This is a genomic window from Pseudoalteromonas sp. P1-8 (genome assembly GCF_001399985.1).
Lineage (GTDB): Bacteria > Pseudomonadota > Gammaproteobacteria > Enterobacterales > Alteromonadaceae > Pseudoalteromonas.
Genome location: NZ_LJSO01000001.1, coordinates 525,925 through 544,522 on the forward strand (window position 1 = coordinate 525,925; position 18,598 = coordinate 544,522).

An 18,598-nucleotide genomic window follows, 5' to 3' on the forward strand; every position below is an offset into this window, starting at 1 on the left:
ATTCTAAAGCGATTAAAGAGCTTCAACTGCCATAGCAACAGCTTCACCACCACCGATACACAATGAGGCAACACCTTTGCTAAGACCACGATTCTTTAATGCATGAATTAAGGTAACTAAGATACGCGCGCCGCTTGCACCGATTGGGTGACCAAGTGCACAAGCACCGCCGTTTACGTTTACTTTGCTTTCATCAAGTTTTAGCTCGTTAATTGCAAGCATAGTCACCATGGCAAACGCTTCGTTGATTTCCCATAAATCAACATCATTAATAGACCAACCGGCTTTTTCTAAAAGCGATTGCATCGCGCCAACTGGTGCTAAAGTAAATTCGCTTGGTGCTTGAGAATGTGTGCTGTGAGCAACGATACGACACAGTGGTGTTAAACCTTGTGCTTTAGCATCAGATTCACGCATTAACACAAGCGCTGCTGCACCATCAGAAATTGATGACGAGTTTGCAGCTGTAATAGTGCCGTCTTTTTTGAATGCAGGACGTAAACCTGGGATTTTATCAGGACGTGCATTGCCTGGTTGCTCATCAATCGCAACGGTCACATCACCTTTGCGTGTAGAAATAGTGTGCGCGGCAATCTCGTTTGCAAATGCACCTGTTTCAATCGCACTATTCGCTTTTGTCAGTGAGCTAAGTGCAAAGTTATCCATTTGTTCACGACCAATTGAATACTGATCGGCAGTGTCTTGTGCAAAACAACCCATTGCTTTGTTGTCGTAAGCATCTTCAAGGCCATCACACATCATATGATCTTTTACTTCGCCATGACCCATACGCATACCTGAACGTGCATTTGGTAACATATAAGGTGCATTACTCATGCTTTCCATACCACCAGCAACCGCTGAGTCGATAGAGCCTGATTTAATTAAGTCATGGGCAAACATTGCAGCTTTTAAGCCAGAGCCACATACTTTGTTGATTGTTGTAGCGCCAGTGCCTTGATTAAGACCCGCTTTTAACATTGCTTGGCGAGCGGGTGCTTGACCAAGACCAGCTGGTAATACACAGCCCATGATCACTTCGTCAATCTTATCGGCAGATAAACCGGCTTGCTCTAAGCTACTTTTAATAGCTGTAGCACCTAAATCAGTTGCGTGTGCACCACTTAGTGCGCCCATAAAACCACCCATAGGGGTACGTTTTGCGGCAACAATAACAACGGCTTCAGTAGTCATAATTGGCTCCATGTAAGTGGTTATCATCATGTGTTCAAATCATGTGTAACCAAACAGTTAATTTGTTATAGTTTAATTTCGATTTAATTCAGCATACATAATATTTACGTTTACGCCAACGTAAATCTAAAATCAACATTTTTGCGGCCGGTAAAACTGTAAACTTATCTGTATTTTGTTGTATGAAAAATCGAACATGTGCTTACAAGGCTAGATAAATAAAGCTTTTCAACAAATCCAACCAGTTATCTTTATAAGTCTAAAGTATAACCCCTAAATCCCCCTTTACCTTTACGTAAACTTCACTTATATTGGTGTTATTCGAATGAGGTAAATAAATCATGAAACAAGATAATCAAACAAACTTTGAAAGCGCAGCAGTTGAACCTGCTAGCAATGAGCAAACGTTTAGTATCAGCGAACTAGCAAAAGAATTTGATATAACGACCCGCTCTATCCGCTTTTATGAAGACCAAGGCCTGATCTCACCTGATCGCAATGGTCAAACCCGTATTTATTCAAAACGCGACAAAGTAAGACTAAAACTTATTCTACGTGGTAAACGCTTAGGCTTTACCTTGGCTGAAACGGGCCGTTTGTTTGAACTTTACGATGCAGATAAATCGAGTGCTAAACAGCTAGTCACTATGCTTGACCTTATCGCAGAGAAAAAAGCGGACCTAAGCCAACAAATGGACGACATTAAAGTTGTACTAATGGAATTGGTGACCGCAGAACGTCGCTGTCGTGAAACCCTTAATAATTTAGACGAATAACCTGACAACAATCTCGTCAACAGACTCTCACAGGAACACACATTATGAGCACTATTTCACTTTATAAAGAAATGAACTTCGGACTTGGCGAAACAGCAGACATGATCCGCGATCATGTAAATAGCTTTGCTAGCCAAGAAATTGCCCCACTTGCAGAACAAACAGATGTAGACAATGCCTTCCCTAATCAACTTTGGCCACAGCTTGGCGAAATGGGTTTATTAGGTATGACAGTACCTGAAGAATTTGGCGGTGCTGGCCTTGGCTACCTTGAACATGTTATTGCAATGGAAGAAATTAGCCGTGCAAGTGCATCGATTGGTTTAAGTTATGGTGCTCATTCAAATTTATGTGTTAACCAAATTAACCGTAATGGGTCTCAGGCTCAAAAAGAAAAATACCTACCTAAGCTTATCAGCGGTGAGCACATTGGTGCCCTTGCGATGAGTGAGCCAAATGCGGGTTCTGATGTTGTATCAATGAAATTAAAAGCTGAGAAAAAAGGCGATGTATTTGTACTTAACGGTAACAAAATGTGGATCACTAATGGTCCAGATGCCGATACCTTTGTTATCTACGCAAAAACAGATTTAAATGCCGGCCCTAAGGGCATTACAGCGTTCATCGTAGAACGTAACACGCCAGGATTCTCTACTGCGCAAAAGCTAGACAAACTTGGTATGCGTGGCTCTAACACCTGTGAATTAGTGTTCGAGAACTGCGAAGTACCAGCAGAAAACATTCTAGGTAACTTAAACGAAGGCGTAAAAGTACTTATGAGTGGCCTTGATTATGAGCGTGTTGTTTTAGCTGCAGGCCCGCTTGGTATTATGCAAGCATGTATGGACATTGTGGTTCCTTATATTCATGAACGTAAACAATTTGATAGCCCAATTGGTCAGTTCCAACTTATTCAAGGCAAAATTGCTGACATGTACACGCAAATGAATGCAGCTCGTTCATACGTTTACACGGTAGCTCGTGCATGTGACCGCGGCGAAACAACGCGTAAAGATGCCGCTGGCGCTATTTTATATGCAGCAGAGCTTGCAACTAAGATGGCCCTAGATGCTATCCAAATCTTAGGTGGTAATGGTTATATCAACGAATATGCGACTGGTCGCTTATTACGTGATGCAAAACTATATGAAATTGGCGCAGGTACTTCAGAAATCCGCCGCATGCTAATTGGTCGCGAATTATTCACTGAAAGCCGATAGGACCTTGTTATGACGATTTTAAAATCGAGTGTAAATCCACACGATCCGCAATTTTTGCAAAATCACGACAACATGGCAGCGCTCGTAAGTGATTTACGTGAAAAAGTCGCTGATATCCGTTTAGGTGGTGGCCCTGCCCTGATTGAGCGCCACCAAGGCCGTGGTAAGTTATTTGTTCGTGACCGTATTGAAACGCTACTTGATGAAGGCTCGCCATTTTTAGAGATTTCTCAATTTGCTGCCTTTGGTGTGTACGAACAAGCTATTCCTTGTGCCGGTGTTGTGGCTGGTATTGGTCGTGTGAAAGGCGTTGAATGTATGATCATCGCCAATGATGCAACCGTAAAAGGCGGTACATACTTTCCACTAACAGTGAAAAAACATCTACGTGCCCAAGATATCGCAGAACGTTGTCATTTACCGTGTATTTATTTAGTTGATTCAGGCGGTGCAAACCTGCCTGAACAAGATGATGTATTTCCTGATAAATTACACTTTGGCCGTATTTTCTATAATCAGGCTCGTATGTCTGGTAAAGGCATTCCACAAATTGCAGTCGTAATGGGTTTATGTACCGCAGGTGGTGCTTATGTACCAGCGATGGCTGATGAGAGTATTATCGTAAAAGAACAAGGCACAATTTTCTTAGCAGGCCCGCCACTGGTTAAAGCAGCTACGGGTGAAGAAGTGAGTGCTGAAGAGCTAGGTGGTGCTGATGTTCACTGTAAAACATCCGGTGTTGCCGACCACTATGCTGAAAACGATGCCCATGCACTTTCTATCGCTCGCCAATGTATTGAACGAATAAACTATCAGCGCCCTACTGCACCATTACTTGATGATGTTAAACCACCGCGTTACGACATTAACGAAATTTACGGCATTGTGGGTACTGATCTTAAAAAGCCATTTGATGTACGCGAAGTAATTGCCCGTGTTGTTGATGATTCATCGTTTGATGAATTTAAACGCTACTTTGGCGAAACCTTAGTAACCGGCTTTGCAAAAATATTTGGTCACCCTGTCGGTATTGTTGCCAACAACGGCATTTTATTTAGTGAATCAGCGCAAAAAGGCGCGCACTTTATACAACTATGTGCACAACGCAAAATTCCTTTGGTGTTTTTACAAAACATTACTGGCTTTATGGTTGGTAAAAAGTACGAAGCCGAAGGTATCGCCAAACATGGTGCAAAAATGGTAACCGCTGTTTCATGTGCTGACGTGCCAAAATTCACCGTGTTAATTGGTGGCTCGTATGGTGCAGGTAACTACGGTATGTGCGGCCGCGCGTTTGAACCTACCATGATGTGGATGTGGCCAAATGCCCGTATCTCTGTAATGGGTGGTGAACAAGCGGCTGGCGTTCTTGCACAAGTTAAACAAGATGGTTTAGCCCGTAAAGGCGAAAGCATGACTGATGAACAAGTCAGTGAGTTTAAAAAGCCAATTATCGAGCAATACGAAAAACAAGGTCATCCATATTACGCCAGTGCCCGCCTTTGGGATGATGGCATTATCGATCCTGCTGATACTCGCAATGTATTAGGGCTTGCCTTAAGTGCAGCTAAAAATGCACCAGAGCGCGATTCTCAGTTCGGCGTATTTAGAATGTAATGGAGGCCTTATGTCAGTAACACTCGAAATAACAAAATCAAATGTGGCTGTACTGGTACTAAGTCGCCCAGAAAAACACAATGCATTTAACGAAGAAGTCATCAGTGAGCTGATCCGTTTAATTGAACACGCAAATAGCTGTGATGTGCGCGCACTGGTTTTAAGAACCGAAGGTAAGCACTTCTCTGCTGGCGCTGATTTAAACTGGATGAAGTCGATGGCAGGCAATGACTTTGCTGAAAACTTAGCGGACTCTATGCAGCTAGCAAAGCTTATGAAAGTTCTTGCTACAAGCCCACATCCAACAATTTGTGCCGTACAAGGTGCTGCATTTGGCGGTGCGTTAGGCTTGATTGCGTGTTGTGATATCGCAATTTGCCAAGACGATGCACAGTTTTGCTTAAGTGAAGTAAAGCTGGGTCTTATTCCTGCGGTTATCAGCCCTTATGTCATTAAAGCCATTGGTGAACGCGCTGCACGTCGTTATTTTTTAACGGCAGAGATTTTTGACGCGCATACAGCTAAGCAACTGGGTTTAATTCACCAGATCACCGGCGATTTACAAACAGCGCTCGATAAACACTTACAAAACCTTGTCAACAATGGTCCTGTTGCTGTTAAAGCAGCTAAGCAGCTAATCAATGATGTCGCTGGCAACGTAATAGATGATGCGCTGATTGAGTTAACCGCTGAGCGCATTGCGCGGATTCGTGTATCTGAAGAAGGCCAAGAAGGCCTAACTGCATTTTTTGAAAAACGTGCCCCTAACTGGCAGAAATAGGAACCATTATGACAACAAAATCATTGAAAAAAATTCTCGTTGCCAACCGTGGTGAAATTGCCTGCCGAGTTATGCGTACAGCTAAACAAATGGGCTTAACAACGGTTGCAGTGTACTCAGATGCCGATAAACATGCTCAACACGTAAAGCTTGCTGATGAGGCGTATCATATTGGTCCTGCGCCAAGTAAAGACTCATACTTAGTGGCAGACAAAATCATCGATGTTGCAAAACAAGCTGGTGTTGATTGTATTCACCCTGGCTATGGTTTTTTATCAGAGAACTGTGACTTTGCGCTCGCGTGTGAGAAAAATGATATCGCCTTTATAGGCCCGCCAGCATCAAGTATTGAAGCCATGGGCTCAAAAACCCGCGCTAAAGAAATTATGCACCAAGCAAATGTACCTTTAGTGCCTGGTTACTATGGTGACAATCAAGATACTGAGTTCTTACAAGCCGAAGCTGAAAAAATTGGTTACCCGGTACTGATTAAAGCGGCTTTTGGTGGCGGTGGTAAAGGTATGCGAGTTGTAGAACACGCAAAAGATTTTATCAGTGCACTTGAAGGCGCAAAACGTGAAGCAAAAGCCGGTTTTGGTAACGATTTAGTACTGTTAGAGCGCTATGTCACTAAACCTCGCCATGTTGAAGTACAAGTATTTGCTGATAGCCACGGTAACTGTGTGTACTTAGGCGACCGTGACTGCTCTTTACAGCGTCGTCACCAAAAAGTAATTGAAGAAGCCCCTGCTCCGGGTCTATCTGATGCGCTTCGTAAAGAAATGGGTGAAGCCGCGGTGCGTTGTGCCCAAGCGATTAACTATCGCGGTGCTGGTACGGTTGAGTTTTTATTATGCGGTGATGAATTCTTCTTCATGGAAATGAACACCCGTTTACAAGTAGAGCACCCAGTAACAGAAATGGTAACCGGTGTTGATTTGGTGAATTGGCAAATCAATATTGCGGCAGGTGAAGTTTTACCACTTAGCCAAGCAGATATTCAGCTACAAGGTCACAGCTTTGAAGCGCGTATTTATGCTGAAGATCCAAGTAATGACTTTATTCCGTGTTCTGGTCACATTGATGCCCTATTTACACCGAACGAATCTGAATTTGTACGTATAGATACAGGGATTGCAGCGGGTGATGAAATTAGCCCGTTCTACGACCCTATGATTGCTAAATTAATTGTTCATGACGATAACCGTGAGGCAGCGCTTGGGCGTTTATCAAAAGCACTAGAGCAATTCCACCTAGCAGGTTTTAGCTGTAACGTTAATTTCTTATTTAACCTTGCTAACCACCCTACTTTTCAAGCTGGTGCACCCGATACGCACTTTATTGAAGACCAAGGTGAGCGCCTTGTTGCTAAAAACGCGCAACACTCTGTTATTGCAAGCGTTGTGGCAGCCTATGCGTATGCACACCAACTAAAAGGTGAAAGCAGCAGCCCATGGCAACAATTAACAGGCTTTATACTAAACAGTGACGCTAAAACAACAATTCCGTTTGTGGATTTAAATGTTCATGCGGTTAAGACCTCAGATGGCTTTAAAATCAGCCTAGATGGAGTTGACTATACAACCTCGGGCAAGGTTGAAAATGGCCTTGCAAACCTAGTCGTTAATGGCGAAAAAGTTGTAGCTCATATTAATCAAACAGACTCTCACATCACAGTGATGTACAAAGCACAACAAACGGTGCTAGAACTGATTGATAAACACTATATTAGTGAACACGAAAGTGATGCATTGCCACTCGCTGCACCACTCAATGGTACTGTTGTTAAACATTTAGTTAAGGTGGGTAGTACAGTTACTAAAGGTGACGCTGTTGTCATCATCGAAGCGATGAAAATGGAATATACCCTAAATGCCCCGCATGATGGTGTATTAACAAGCTATTGCTTTGCTGAAGGTGAACTGGTGAGTCACGGTGATATGCTCGCGATTGTTGAAGAGCCGGAGGCGTAATGGCACAGTTTCCTGATTTTGTTCGCATTGTAGAAGTTGGCGCCAGAGACGGCTTGCAAAATGAAGCCGCCGTTAGCACTCAAGATAAAGTCGCTCTTATCAACGCCCTTGCAGATGCTGGGCTTAAAGATATAGAAGCAGGCGCCTTTGTGTCACCTAAATGGGTGCCACAAATGGCTGACTCAAGCGATGTAATTAGCGCGTTAAATTTGCCTAATGTTAACTTAAGTGCCCTCACCCCGAATTTACGGGGTGCAGAGGCGGCAATACAAGTCGGTATACAAGAATTTGCTATCTTTACAGCGGCAAGTGAAGCGTTTTGTCAAAAGAATATCAACTGCTCTATTGATGAAAGTATTGATCGCTTTAAAGATGTAATGGCTTTTGCCAAAGCGAATAACATTCGCGTTAGAGGCTATGTTAGCTGCGTCATGGGTTGCCCCTATCAAGGTGATGTCGACTACAATGATGTATTAAAAGTATCAGAGCGATTACTCGAGCTTGGTTGTTACGAAATTAGCCTTGGCGACACCATTGGTGTAGGTACGGCGAAAAAAGTCGATGAGTTATTAGATTTACTCTTGCAACATATTGATAAATCAAAACTCGCTGTACATTTTCACGACACTTACGGACAAGCGCTCACAAATATTTACACCGCCCTAACACGCGGTATAGCAACGGTTGATAGTGCTGTTGCAGGCCTTGGTGGCTGCCCTTATGCCAAAGGTGCGTCAGGAAATGTTGCCACTGAAGATGTAGTTTACTTACTACAAGGGCTTGGCATAGAGCATGGAATTGATTTAGAAAGACTGGCGAAAGCTGGTTGGGCTATTTGCAGTGCACTAAATAAACAACCTGTCAGCAAGGTATCACTTGCTCTAAAGAACACTCAGAATAATTAAGGAGTAGGCTCATGGCCGGTTTCGATAAAGTGGTTTCAAGTTATGAAGCTGCAATGGAAGGTTTAAAAGATGGCGATACTATTATCGCTGGTGGCTTTGGCTTGTGTGGTATTCCTGAAGGACTTATCAGTGAAATTAAGCGTAAACAGACTAAAAATCTAACCGTTGTTTCGAACAACTGCGGTGTTGATGATTTTGGTTTAGGGATTTTACTTCATGATAAGCAAATTAAAAAAATCATCGCTTCTTATGTAGGTGAAAATGCGCTATTCGAAAAACAACTACTCGATGGCGAAATTGATGTTGTTTTAACACCACAAGGGACACTCGCTGAGAAGATGCGCGCTGGTGGTGCGGGTATTCCTGCGTTTTATACAGCTACAGGTTACGGTACTCCTGTTGCCGAAGGTAAAGAAGTCAAAGAATTTGATGGTCGCCCATATATCTTAGAAGAGTCAATTACAGGTGAGTTTGCTATTGTTAAAGCATGGAAAGCTGACCGCTACGGTAATCTTGTATTTCGCCACACAGCGATGAACTTCAACCCGATGGCCGCGACAGCAGGTAAAATTACTGTTGCTGAAGTTGAAGAAATTGTTGAGCCAGGTGAACTTGAACCAAGCCAAATTCATACCCCAGGTATTTATGTTAATCGCGTGATCAAAGGCGACTTTGAAAAACGCATTGAACGTGTAACAACTCGCGATTAAGGAGCAATAAAATGGCATTATCACGTGAACAAGTTGCAATGCGTGTTGCACAAGAACTACAAGATGGCTATTACGTAAACCTAGGTATTGGTATCCCTACTCTGGTGGCTAACTATGTACCTGACGGTATCGAAGTCATGTTGCAGTCTGAAAATGGCTTATTAGGTATGGGTGCGTACCCAACCAAAGACCAAGTTGATGCAGATATGATCAACGCGGGTAAAGAAACCGTGACAGCAGCCACAGGTGCAGCAATATTTAATAGTGCAGATAGTTTTGCCATGATACGGGGTGGTCATGTAGACTTAACAGTATTAGGTGCATTTGAAGTTGACCAGAACGGTAACATCGCATCGTGGATGATCCCAAAAAAGCTAATTAAAGGCATGGGTGGCGCGATGGACCTCGTTGCTGGCGCGAAGAATATTATTGTTACGATGACTCATGCAAGCAAGCATGGCGACTCTAAGTTATTAGAAAGTTGCACTTTACCGCTAACTGGGGTTAACTGTGTAAAGAAAATCGTAACTGATTTAGCCGTACTAGAAGTTAAAGACGGCGCATTTCATCTAATCGAACGCGCTCCAGGCGTGTCGGTAGATGAAATTATTAGCAAAACGGCAGGCAAATTGCTTGTTGAAGGTGATGTTCCAGAGATGGCTTTTTAAGCCACTCACATCCCATGTACCGACCTCATTCCCAGTGCCAATGGCGCTGAGTTACCCAAAATCCCTCGCAAGAGGGATTTTTTTTATCTAAAGTCAGCCTTTCGCCGCACCATTTTGTCACATAAATAGTATAAAATGCCCTGCTTTAGTGAATTGGCAGTTTCTAATACTGAGACTATGACGAAATAGCTAAAACTGCTAAGATCACTTTTATACTAAACATTTGCCTAAACATAGATTAAACGAGCGATTCACGATTGTTTTTTATACAATATGGCAAGAGTTAGCTATATTCATTCTTTACTCTCTATTTTTTTACATTTTGGGATAATAATTGCTTAGCAGTTAATTAACTAACAAGCGCTATTGAGACTTACTGAAATTAACTATGCAAACACCTATTCGTGGCCTACGCTCATTTTGTTTTGCTGCACGCACCCTTAGCTTTAAAGATGCTGCAAACCAACTTTACCTTACACCGTCTGCCGTAAGCCATCAGATCAAACAATTAGAAGAACAATTGGGTATTGAACTATTTGAACGTCAAACCCGCTCTATCCGCCTAACTGCTGCGGGGAAGAATTTTTATGACTCTGTATCACCGCTGATCAAAGCGCTAGAAAAAACCATCAATGAATTTAGTCAGTTACAAGAAAACGTAACGATCAGTATTACGCTACCTGAGTTTTTTGCCAGTGAGCTTTTAATGCCAAAACTGAGCGAATGGACCAGTGAGCACCCAAATACAAACTTACAGCTTAATACCTTAAAAACGCGTAAAGAGCTGACTAAGCAAAGCGATTTGTCGATTGTATTATCTTCATCTAAACCGCACGAAGGCGTTGTACATGAGCTATTTTCGCTATCGTATACACCAGCTTGCAATAAAGAAAACTGGCAAGCATGGCAAGAAAACCCGTTTCAGGCATTAAATGAAGTACCTCTTATACTTCATAAAGCGCGTCCTTGGGCTTGGCACCAATGGGCAGAGCATGCTGGTATTGAAGACTTTGCACCAAAGCAAATTATTCAAGTTGATAGTATGTTTGGTGTGGCACGTGCCGCGCAACAGGGTATGGGTATTGCCCTAATCCCCTTACCTATCAGTCAGACTTGGTTTGATGAGCAGTGGTTATTTAATTTCACCGATATGCCATTAAAAACGAAAGATAAATATTACTTAGTGCAACACGATCCTAGCGAAACTAATGCACAATTAGAGCTATTTATAAAATGGATGATTGATACTTTTAAACATCTAAAATAATAGATAAAAGACCCTCAATTTTGTTGAGGGTCTTTTATTGCTAATTTAACTTTTCGACTTGGTTACTAAAATACTCACTTTGTTTTCACCAATTTCGAAAGACGCCTGTTTACCATACTCCACAATAAAAGAAGGAGTAAAATAGCTGCCAGCGAGTGTGATTGATGTTTCTACAGCTGCCGTATTATTTTGTTGTGGTATCACTGTAACTTCATAGCTAAACCCCTCACCTATAGAGATGCTCGCAGGTTGTTTTTCTTCCACCAGCATTACTGGCGATGCTAGAAGCTCATTCGCTCTATAAACAGCAGTTTCAACTTGAAAACTATCAGCTGCGAAACAGTTCGATGATGCTAGTAATACCCCAGCTACTAAACCTAACTGTTTGTTCATATTTATTTCCTTATCTCATTTATAAGGTTTATCCGTAATTAATATCAGTTAGTAAGTTTATTTGATACACGGAAATTTCTGAATGTTAACTATCTCTATCAAAGCTCTCGATAATACACATCAATGGTATGTGATATAGCTTCATAGCTATTATTTTCGTGTTTAAAACACGCTTTTCTTAGTTCCTTCTCTTCGTAGTTTTTACCTGCTACTACGACTTGATCTAAAGTTTGAGAACTTGCACAGAATTGCTGTTTTGAAATTGTTTCTATTATAACTGATTCAGCTTTTGAGCGCGGTAATGAACTAGGGTTAGGATTTTGCTTCATGCCTTCAAGTAACTGAGCTTTAGTAACAGGTACAGTATCTGACCCTATGCCTGGAATATGCAATGTTTGTCTAATCGTATAGTTTTTACTTAATAATGGCGTAAACAAAGATACATCATTGCTCAAATAAGCCTGCTCAAAATTAAGATAAACAGCGACTTTATCTTCAGCTGCATTGGCAATAACAGATCCTAAAAGTAACAACGCAAATATCAGTTTCATGGTTATACGCTTATTCTAAATAAATTAAGTCATCAACTATACATACCATCATAAAGTACCGATTTTATTTTTAATTAACAACAATTTGTTTGTTTTGCGTACTCTGCCTCCTTATTTTTCTTTATCGTAAACATTAGCTATTTAAACCCCGTGTCTACTTTATCGGGGTCAGATCACAGACCTGACAGCTATAAGACTAACTCACTACATTAGACTAAAGTCTATAGGTTAAATTTCTTCATCTATTAGGTCATTTTTTATCGTTTGTTGAATTTGCTCTGCTCAATTAAAGTTCATTTGTCGGCGATTGATACCGATTCAAATAGAGGAAAAGATTATGTTTAGTACACTTATGAAACGCGTTGCACTTAGCTCTTTATTAACTTGTTCAGCTATGGCAGTGGCTGATCAGAGTGACTACAAATTGATGGTAATTGACCAATCTATCACTGCTGATGTTGCAGAGAACCGTCAATACGAACAAGCATTTAATGACTGTGCTTTGAGTGTTAAAGAGAAAAAATTCTCTGAAGCTGAAACATTATGCTCAAAAGCAATCAGCTTACTAAGTACGAGTAAAGTACCTAGCTATAAACGTCGCGAACTAACGTCATTTACGTTAAGTAACCGTGGTGTTGCACGCATCATGTCTGAAAATGACACTGCTGCATTGTCAGACTTTTACGAAGCAGTACAAATTTCAGGGAACGAGTTAGTTGAGCACAACTTAACTCGTGCGAAAAAGAACTTAGCGTTATAAGTTCTCACAGAATTGTGTTGTCTCAAAACCCAGCTTAGGCTGGGTTTTGTCGTTTAGGTGTTTAGTTTTTTAGCCTTCCGCTTTTATTAATAAATCAAGCTCTTTTAGCAATAGGCTCTCTACTGTCTTTTTATCCATTTTAGCCAATTGCTCTAAGCTGTAATTTTTGCCAATTTCTTTAGCTAAAATAAAACCTAGGTAATAACCTCTTCGGTATGGCAGCTTTGTCTCGTCCTTTGCGAAGTTGAAAAATGAAGAATATATTTCAGGTTTTTTTGAATAAAACTTTTTCTTGAGGTCAACGAGAGAATCGAACTGCCTTGAGCGAATCTTTTTTACTAGATTGCTAGGTATGTTTAGCATCAATTCATCATCACTGGCTGACGGAGTTAATTTATGTGAAACGTAAGTAGCTAATCCCTCAGTCCAAATAGAGCACCATAGCTCATCCTTACATTGAAATAATTTTTCATGGTAAACATGAAATAACTCGTGATGAAAGAATGGCGTATCGCTTTTCCAGGTATGATATTTGGCCATAAGGTCTACACCAAACATTAAGTAATACTTACCATTTAACTCTCGCGTTGCCCCATTGAACCTTCCTAATGAGTGGAGTATGTAAATGGGAGTTTCAGATTTAAACTCAGGGAAAATAGCAATAAATGATTCCATACTGCTGTTTAAATCTTTAGATAAACGCCTATTTTTTGATAAATATACTTCTTCTATTTCACTGAAACCCTCAATAGCTTTTAAAAAGCTTTTATCACTATAAAAAGGTGCAAATTGAGAAGCGAAATGTTGAGAAAACTGCTCTGCTCTATTTTCTGCAGTCAACGTATTGCTTGACTGATATAAAGTATAAAAATCATCCGCGAGATTAATGACTTCGACGTCAGCTGACTGGGCGTTAGCAAACGCCTTAAATGAAAGCACTCCAGATATGAATGTTGGCAGTAAAAGAGCTTTAGATAATTTTTGCATAATTATAGTTAGAATTATTTGTTAGGTGAGTAGTCTATTGCGACGATATCTCAATACTCGAGGAAATATAACCGTTAATAATCTCGATTTGAGAAGGCAGACCATAGATAGGCTCTGAAACAGCTTGAATTGGAAAGTTTAGTTTTGGTAAATCAATTGTATTAGGTGTTGATATGCCAAACCAAAAGCCAACTGGTTCATCATCAACAAACATGGTTGCGTATACTCAATCCCGGCTAAGCCGATATTAATGTAGCCCAAGAATTTATTGCCATTAGCATCAGTAAACAGGGATTTTACGAGTAACTGCATAAGTGACGGCATTAATTTATCAAGCACTAAGCTAAAGTAATTTTACTTTTTAATACAGGAATAAAACAACTTCACCTCCTCTACACCACAGTAAAACCCTGAATACTGAGTAATTACTCTATAGATTAAATTTCTTCATCTATCAGTTTTAATTTAATCGTTTGTTTAGCTTATAGGAATATTTTAAAGTTCACTCGTTGGCAAGAAACACCAACTTATTCAGAGGAAAACTATCATGTTAAAAACACTTGTAAAAACTATTGCACTTAGCTCTTTATTAACTTGCTCAGCGATGGCAGTAGCCGACCAAGCTGATTATAAACTGATGGTTATTGAGCAAGCTCAATCTAACGACAATGCAACTAGCCAATACGAAACTGCCTTCAACCGCTGTGCATTAAGCGTTAAAGAAAAGAATTTTTCAGAAGCGGAAAGCCTGTGTACACAAGCAATTTCTCTTCTAAGCACAAGTAAAGTACCAGGTTACAAACGCCGTGAACTAACATCGTTTGCACTTAGTAACCGTGGTGTTGCACGCATCATGTCTGAAAACGATACTGCTGCTCTTTCTGACTTTTATGAAGCAGTGCAAATTTCTAAAAACGAACTTGTTAACCACAACTTAAGCCGCGCAAAACAAAACCTAGCGCTGTAAAAGTTACCCCAACCAAATTGTTGTCGAAAGCCCGGTTCTTGTGTGTTCTGACCGGGCTTTTTTTCGTCTAAAATATCTGCGTTATAGAATACTTTTCTTCACCTTATGGGTGCGATTATATCGTTTGTCAGTTTTATACCCTGTTTTCTAACTTTATAGAGTAAGCACAACGCTTACGCTAACAAGGAGAAAACAATGTTTAAATTAAATCTTAAACCCTGCGTGTGGTTAATATTATTTGTTTGTTCAAATTTTGTATTCGCCAACAACAACGACTTTAAACTCATGGTTGTTGACGATAACGCAAGCTCAAAAGCAATTATGCAAGGCAACTTTGCAAATTCATTAGAGACAATGAACGAAGCTAACAACTATATCGTGCCGTTTAACCGCTGTGTTGCGAGTGTGAAACTGAAGCAGTTTGATAAAGCTGATCAAGATTGCTCTCAAGCAATCGCGATGCTTAAAAAGGTCAATGCCTCGCACTATAAACGAAATGAACTGACATCTTATGCATTAAGTAATAGAGGCATTGCTCGACTAATGGCGAAAAATGATACAGCAGCCATTGCCGATTTCTATGAGGCTGTGCAGCTAAATAATAACGAGCTGGTGTCGTTTAACTTAAATCTCGCTAAACAGGAATTAAAATTGTGGTAAAAAGTCATCAGGCTAAAAGAAAACCAGCCATGTCGGCTGGTTTTCTTACGTCAGTTACCTTTTAAGATTTATCTCTTGGCACAAAATCAAGCACTGTAGCATTTATGCAGTATCTATCTTTACCTCTTGGCCCTTCACCAGGGAACAAATGACCTAAATGAATACCCGAGCTTTTTGATTTAAGCTCAATACGTTGCATGCCATAACTGTTGTCTTCATGCATAGTTACACTGTCTTTTACTGGATGTGTAAAAGAAAGCCAGCCAGTGCCCGAATTAAATCTATCTCGGGTATCGAATAGCGGCGCTCCACTTAGCTTATCAATAAAAATACCGTCGGGTGTATTTTTAAAGATATCGTACTGCTTACAATATGGGCTGTCAGTTCTGGCATGAAATGCCACTCTAAAAGCTTCACTATCACCTAGTTTAAATGCGCCTAAGGCTTTGTAAAACTCATCTTTACTGACATATCCTTGGCGACCATAAACCTCTTCACCATTTTCTATAAATAATAACGTGGGTGTTGCCCAAGTCGGCGTTTTAACCGTTAAGCCATCAAGTTGATCAGCATGACGGAATGTCATAGGTATCGAGCCCATGTACTCATTAGCGACCTCTTTTTTAAATTTTTCACAGTATGGGCAATAACCTTTAGCATCAATCACTACTATTTGCTTACCTGCCAATAAGGCTGTGTTATCAACCTGCTGTTTTTCTACTGGTGTGAATACAACGCCCGTTGAATGATCAGGGCAATAGCCATTGGGGTTTTTCTTTAAATAATCTTGATGATAATCCTCAGCAGCATAAAATGCATCAAGGGGTTTTATCACAGTCACAATCTTGCCGTAGCCTGCTGCGGTTAATTTGCTTTGGTATTCATCTTTAAGTTTATTGGCAATCTCGAGTTGCTCATTATTACTTACCAAAATTGTTGAGCGGTATTGAGTACCAACATCATTCCCTTGGCGATTTAGCTGAGTTGGATCATGATTTTCAAAATAATGCTTTAAAAGCGATTGAGTTGTTAACTCGTTACTGTTGTATGTCACTTTAACAACTTCTGCATAATTGTTTTTATCAAAGCGTCGTGAGCTACGTGTTATGTTCTTGTAGGTCGCTTTAAACCCATGCCCATCAGCATAGCCAGATACCGCATCCAATACACCATCAAGTGCTTCGTATCGTTTTTCTGCTCCCCAAAAGCAACCCGAACCAAGCACAATGGTTTCAATATGCCCTGTCGCGTTATCTGGCATTGTGTCAGCTTTAATTGGGCTGGTGGTAAAAATGGCACTGCAAGTGAATAGTGTCAGTAACATCGACTTAATTGTCATACTTATTTCCTCTTAAAAGCCTGTATTTAAGACAGACCGAGCATAGGTATTAATAATTTCAACTTAAACGCATGCAAACAGCGATTCACCGCTAACAATTTAACTCTTAACCTTATTTACGGTAAAAAACAGCTTTTTAACATTGGGATATTAAAAAATGAAAATTGCACACAGCTTATCTGCTATTGCATTAGGATTAACACTTGCTACGCAAGTGAATGCAGCAGAGTTCACTTTTGCGAAATCAATTAAACCGAACGACAACACCCTAGTTTTATTTTTAGATACAGATAGCCAAGTTGCTAACTTTAATTATTTAAAGCCAGAAACCCAAACTCACCTAAATAAAGTCATTGAATTTAGCGACTTTAAAGCAGCCTATGGCAAAACTTTAGAAGTTATCGCACCAAACGGTAGCGACCATCAGCGCATCTTACTTGTTGGCTTAGGAGAGCAGCCAAAACTAGATGCAGCAAAAATGGCAAAACTAGGTGGTAACGTTCACGCTAAATTGCAGTCGGCTAAACAGGAAAATGTTAGCCTTGATTTTTCAGAGCTAAAAGACAGCGCAATCAATGCTAAATATGCAGCAGAATTTGCACATGGCGCAAATTTACGTGACCACCGTTTTGAGCAATACAAAAAAGAACAAGACAGCCATGTTGTTAACTACACATTAGATGTTGAAAATTTAGACCAAGCGGTCAAAACCCATAAACTACTACAAAGCATTGAACAAGGTGTATTTTTAGCGCGTGACTTAACGTCTGAAGTTGCAACAGAAATGACGCCGGTTGATTTTGCTAAAGCGGCAAAAGAGCTTAAAAAGTTAGGTGTTAAAATTACTGTTTTAGAGCCTAAGCAACTTAAAAAGCTGGGCATGGGTGCACTTGAGGCTGTTGGCCGTGGTAGCGAAGAAGGTGCACGTTTAGTGGTTGCACATTATCAAGGTAATAAAAACACCCCTATCGCATTAGTGGGTAAAGGTATTACCTTTGATTCTGGTGGTTACAGCCTTAAAACAGGCGCTTCAATCGCCCGCATGAAATCAGACATGGCAGGTGCAGCTGCTGTACTGGGTACTGTAAAAGCAATGGCACTGGCTAAAGCCGACACAAACGTTGTTGCTGTAATGGGCATGGCAGCTAATATGGTATCGCAATTTGCTGTCGCGCCGGGTGACGTTGTAAGAACCGCTGAAGGTTTAAGCGTTGAAATTGTAAATACAGATGCTGAAGGCCGTTTAGTATTAAGTGATGCAATGTGGTATGCCCGCGACAAGTACAAACCAAGTATTATGGTTGATGTTGCTACCCTAACAGGGTCTAAAATTCGTGCTGTAGGTAATGACTATGCGGCTGTGTTTTCTGACGACGACACCCTTGTAGAGCAACTAACTCTTGCTGGTAAACAAGTAAACGAAAACCTATGGCGTTTACCTCTAGGTTATGAAGATGCGTTAAAGTCAGACATTGCTGATCTTAAAAACATCGGTTCACATGGCCCAGGTGCTACTACAGCAGCGAGTTTCTTACAAAACTTTGCCGGTGACACACGTTGGGTTCACATTGATATTGCTGGTAACGCGCTAAATTCTAAAGCAAAAGATGAACTAGCTGAAGGCGGTACAGGCTATGGCGTACGTTTACTGTCTAATTGGTTACTAAATAACGCACAGTAATTAGGCATTGCACTTTATCAAGTGGTTATAAGCTATTATAGCCACTTGATTGTCTTGAGTTTTTCTAATTAACACTAAAGACACATTTACATCATCAACAAACAGCCTATATGCTAATAAGCATTAAGGGATAATAATAAGATTGATAC

At 40.7% G+C, this 18,598-nt stretch carries 18 protein-coding genes; 13 read left to right on the forward strand and 5 right to left on the reverse strand.

The genetic code is table 11. The annotated features are described in order from the left end of the window. Positions 1–12: 12 nt before the first annotated feature. Positions 13–1,194 (reverse strand): acetyl-CoA C-acyltransferase, encoded by a 1,182-nt coding sequence (locus tag AN213_RS02415; protein ID WP_055197195.1) that lies wholly within the window; start codon positions 1,192–1,194, stop codon positions 13–15. Positions 1,195–1,535: 341 nt separating this feature from the next. Here AN213_RS02415 and AN213_RS02420 point away from each other — a divergent pair, with 341 nt between their 5' ends. From AN213_RS02420 to AN213_RS02460, 9 genes are all read left to right on the forward strand, one after another. Next, a complete protein-coding gene (locus AN213_RS02420; protein WP_054553803.1) occupies positions 1,536–1,970 on the forward strand; it encodes a MerR family DNA-binding transcriptional regulator in 435 nt (144 codons plus the stop codon). Positions 1,971–2,014: 44 nt separating this feature from the next. After that, complete coding sequence (locus AN213_RS02425; protein WP_054561519.1) at positions 2,015–3,190, forward strand: isovaleryl-CoA dehydrogenase; 1,176 nt, start codon at positions 2,015–2,017, stop codon at positions 3,188–3,190. Positions 3,191–3,199: 9 nt separating this feature from the next. After that, positions 3,200–4,807 carry a carboxyl transferase domain-containing protein gene (locus tag AN213_RS02430; RefSeq protein ID WP_054561520.1) on the forward strand — a complete coding sequence of 536 codons (1,608 nt, stop codon included), beginning with the start codon at positions 3,200–3,202 and terminating at the stop codon, positions 4,805–4,807. A gap of 10 nt (positions 4,808–4,817) precedes the next feature. After that, positions 4,818–5,588, forward strand: a complete 771-nt coding sequence (locus tag AN213_RS02435) for an enoyl-CoA hydratase/isomerase family protein (protein WP_055197197.1) — start codon at positions 4,818–4,820, stop codon at positions 5,586–5,588. A gap of 8 nt (positions 5,589–5,596) precedes the next feature. Then, a complete protein-coding gene (locus AN213_RS02440; protein ID WP_055197199.1) occupies positions 5,597–7,561 on the forward strand; it encodes an acetyl/propionyl/methylcrotonyl-CoA carboxylase subunit alpha in 1,965 nt (654 codons plus the stop codon). Further along, on the forward strand, positions 7,561–8,466 hold the full coding sequence (locus AN213_RS02445; protein WP_055021363.1) for a hydroxymethylglutaryl-CoA lyase: 906 nt from the start codon (positions 7,561–7,563) through the stop codon (positions 8,464–8,466). Before AN213_RS02440 ends, AN213_RS02445 begins: the two co-directional genes overlap by 1 nt. Positions 8,467–8,477: 11 nt before the next feature. Next, entirely contained in the window at positions 8,478–9,176 is a 699-nt protein-coding gene (locus AN213_RS02450) for a CoA transferase subunit A (protein WP_055197201.1), read from the forward strand. Between the two features lie 11 nt (positions 9,177–9,187). Continuing rightward, on the forward strand, positions 9,188–9,844 hold the full coding sequence (locus tag AN213_RS02455; RefSeq protein WP_054561524.1) for a 3-oxoacid CoA-transferase subunit B: 657 nt from the start codon (positions 9,188–9,190) through the stop codon (positions 9,842–9,844). A 388-nt stretch (positions 9,845–10,232) separates the two neighbouring features. Then, entirely contained in the window at positions 10,233–11,111 is an 879-nt protein-coding gene (locus AN213_RS02460; RefSeq protein ID WP_054561525.1) for a LysR family transcriptional regulator, read from the forward strand. 45 nt (positions 11,112–11,156) lie between these two features. Here AN213_RS02460 and AN213_RS02465 read toward each other — a convergent pair whose 3' ends face one another. Next, positions 11,157–11,504: a hypothetical protein gene (locus AN213_RS02465; RefSeq protein WP_055197203.1), complete on the reverse strand. Its 348-nt coding sequence runs from the start codon at positions 11,502–11,504 to the stop codon at positions 11,157–11,159. Between the two features lie 98 nt (positions 11,505–11,602). Further along, positions 11,603–12,055, reverse strand: coding sequence for a hypothetical protein (locus AN213_RS02470; protein ID WP_055197205.1), 453 nt, complete (start codon positions 12,053–12,055; stop codon positions 11,603–11,605). A 337-nt stretch (positions 12,056–12,392) separates the two neighbouring features. On the opposite strand from AN213_RS02470, the gene AN213_RS02475 reads away from it, so the two are divergent. Then, positions 12,393–12,815, forward strand: a complete 423-nt coding sequence (locus AN213_RS02475) for a hypothetical protein (RefSeq protein WP_055197207.1) — start codon at positions 12,393–12,395, stop codon at positions 12,813–12,815. A gap of 69 nt (positions 12,816–12,884) precedes the next feature. Here AN213_RS02475 and AN213_RS02480 read toward each other — a convergent pair whose 3' ends face one another. Then, on the reverse strand, positions 12,885–13,802 hold the full coding sequence (locus AN213_RS02480) for a DUF5700 domain-containing putative Zn-dependent protease (RefSeq protein ID WP_055197209.1): 918 nt from the start codon (positions 13,800–13,802) through the stop codon (positions 12,885–12,887). A gap of 547 nt (positions 13,803–14,349) precedes the next feature. On the opposite strand from AN213_RS02480, the gene AN213_RS02490 reads away from it, so the two are divergent. Both AN213_RS02490 and AN213_RS02495 read left to right on the forward strand, forming a co-directional pair. Beyond that, positions 14,350–14,769 carry a hypothetical protein gene (locus tag AN213_RS02490; protein ID WP_055197213.1) on the forward strand — a complete coding sequence of 140 codons (420 nt, stop codon included), beginning with the start codon at positions 14,350–14,352 and terminating at the stop codon, positions 14,767–14,769. A gap of 195 nt (positions 14,770–14,964) precedes the next feature. Beyond that, positions 14,965–15,429, forward strand: coding sequence for a hypothetical protein (locus tag AN213_RS02495; protein WP_055197215.1), 465 nt, complete (start codon positions 14,965–14,967; stop codon positions 15,427–15,429). Positions 15,430–15,490: 61 nt separating this feature from the next. On the opposite strand, the gene msrA is transcribed toward AN213_RS02495, so the two are convergent. Then, entirely contained in the window at positions 15,491–16,768 is a 1,278-nt protein-coding gene (gene msrA, locus AN213_RS02500; protein ID WP_055197217.1) for a peptide-methionine (S)-S-oxide reductase MsrA, read from the reverse strand. Positions 16,769–16,925: 157 nt separating this feature from the next. Here msrA and AN213_RS02505 point away from each other — a divergent pair, with 157 nt between their 5' ends. Beyond that, entirely contained in the window at positions 16,926–18,449 is a 1,524-nt protein-coding gene (locus AN213_RS02505) for a leucyl aminopeptidase (protein WP_055197219.1), read from the forward strand. Positions 18,450–18,598: the final 149 nt, after the last annotated feature.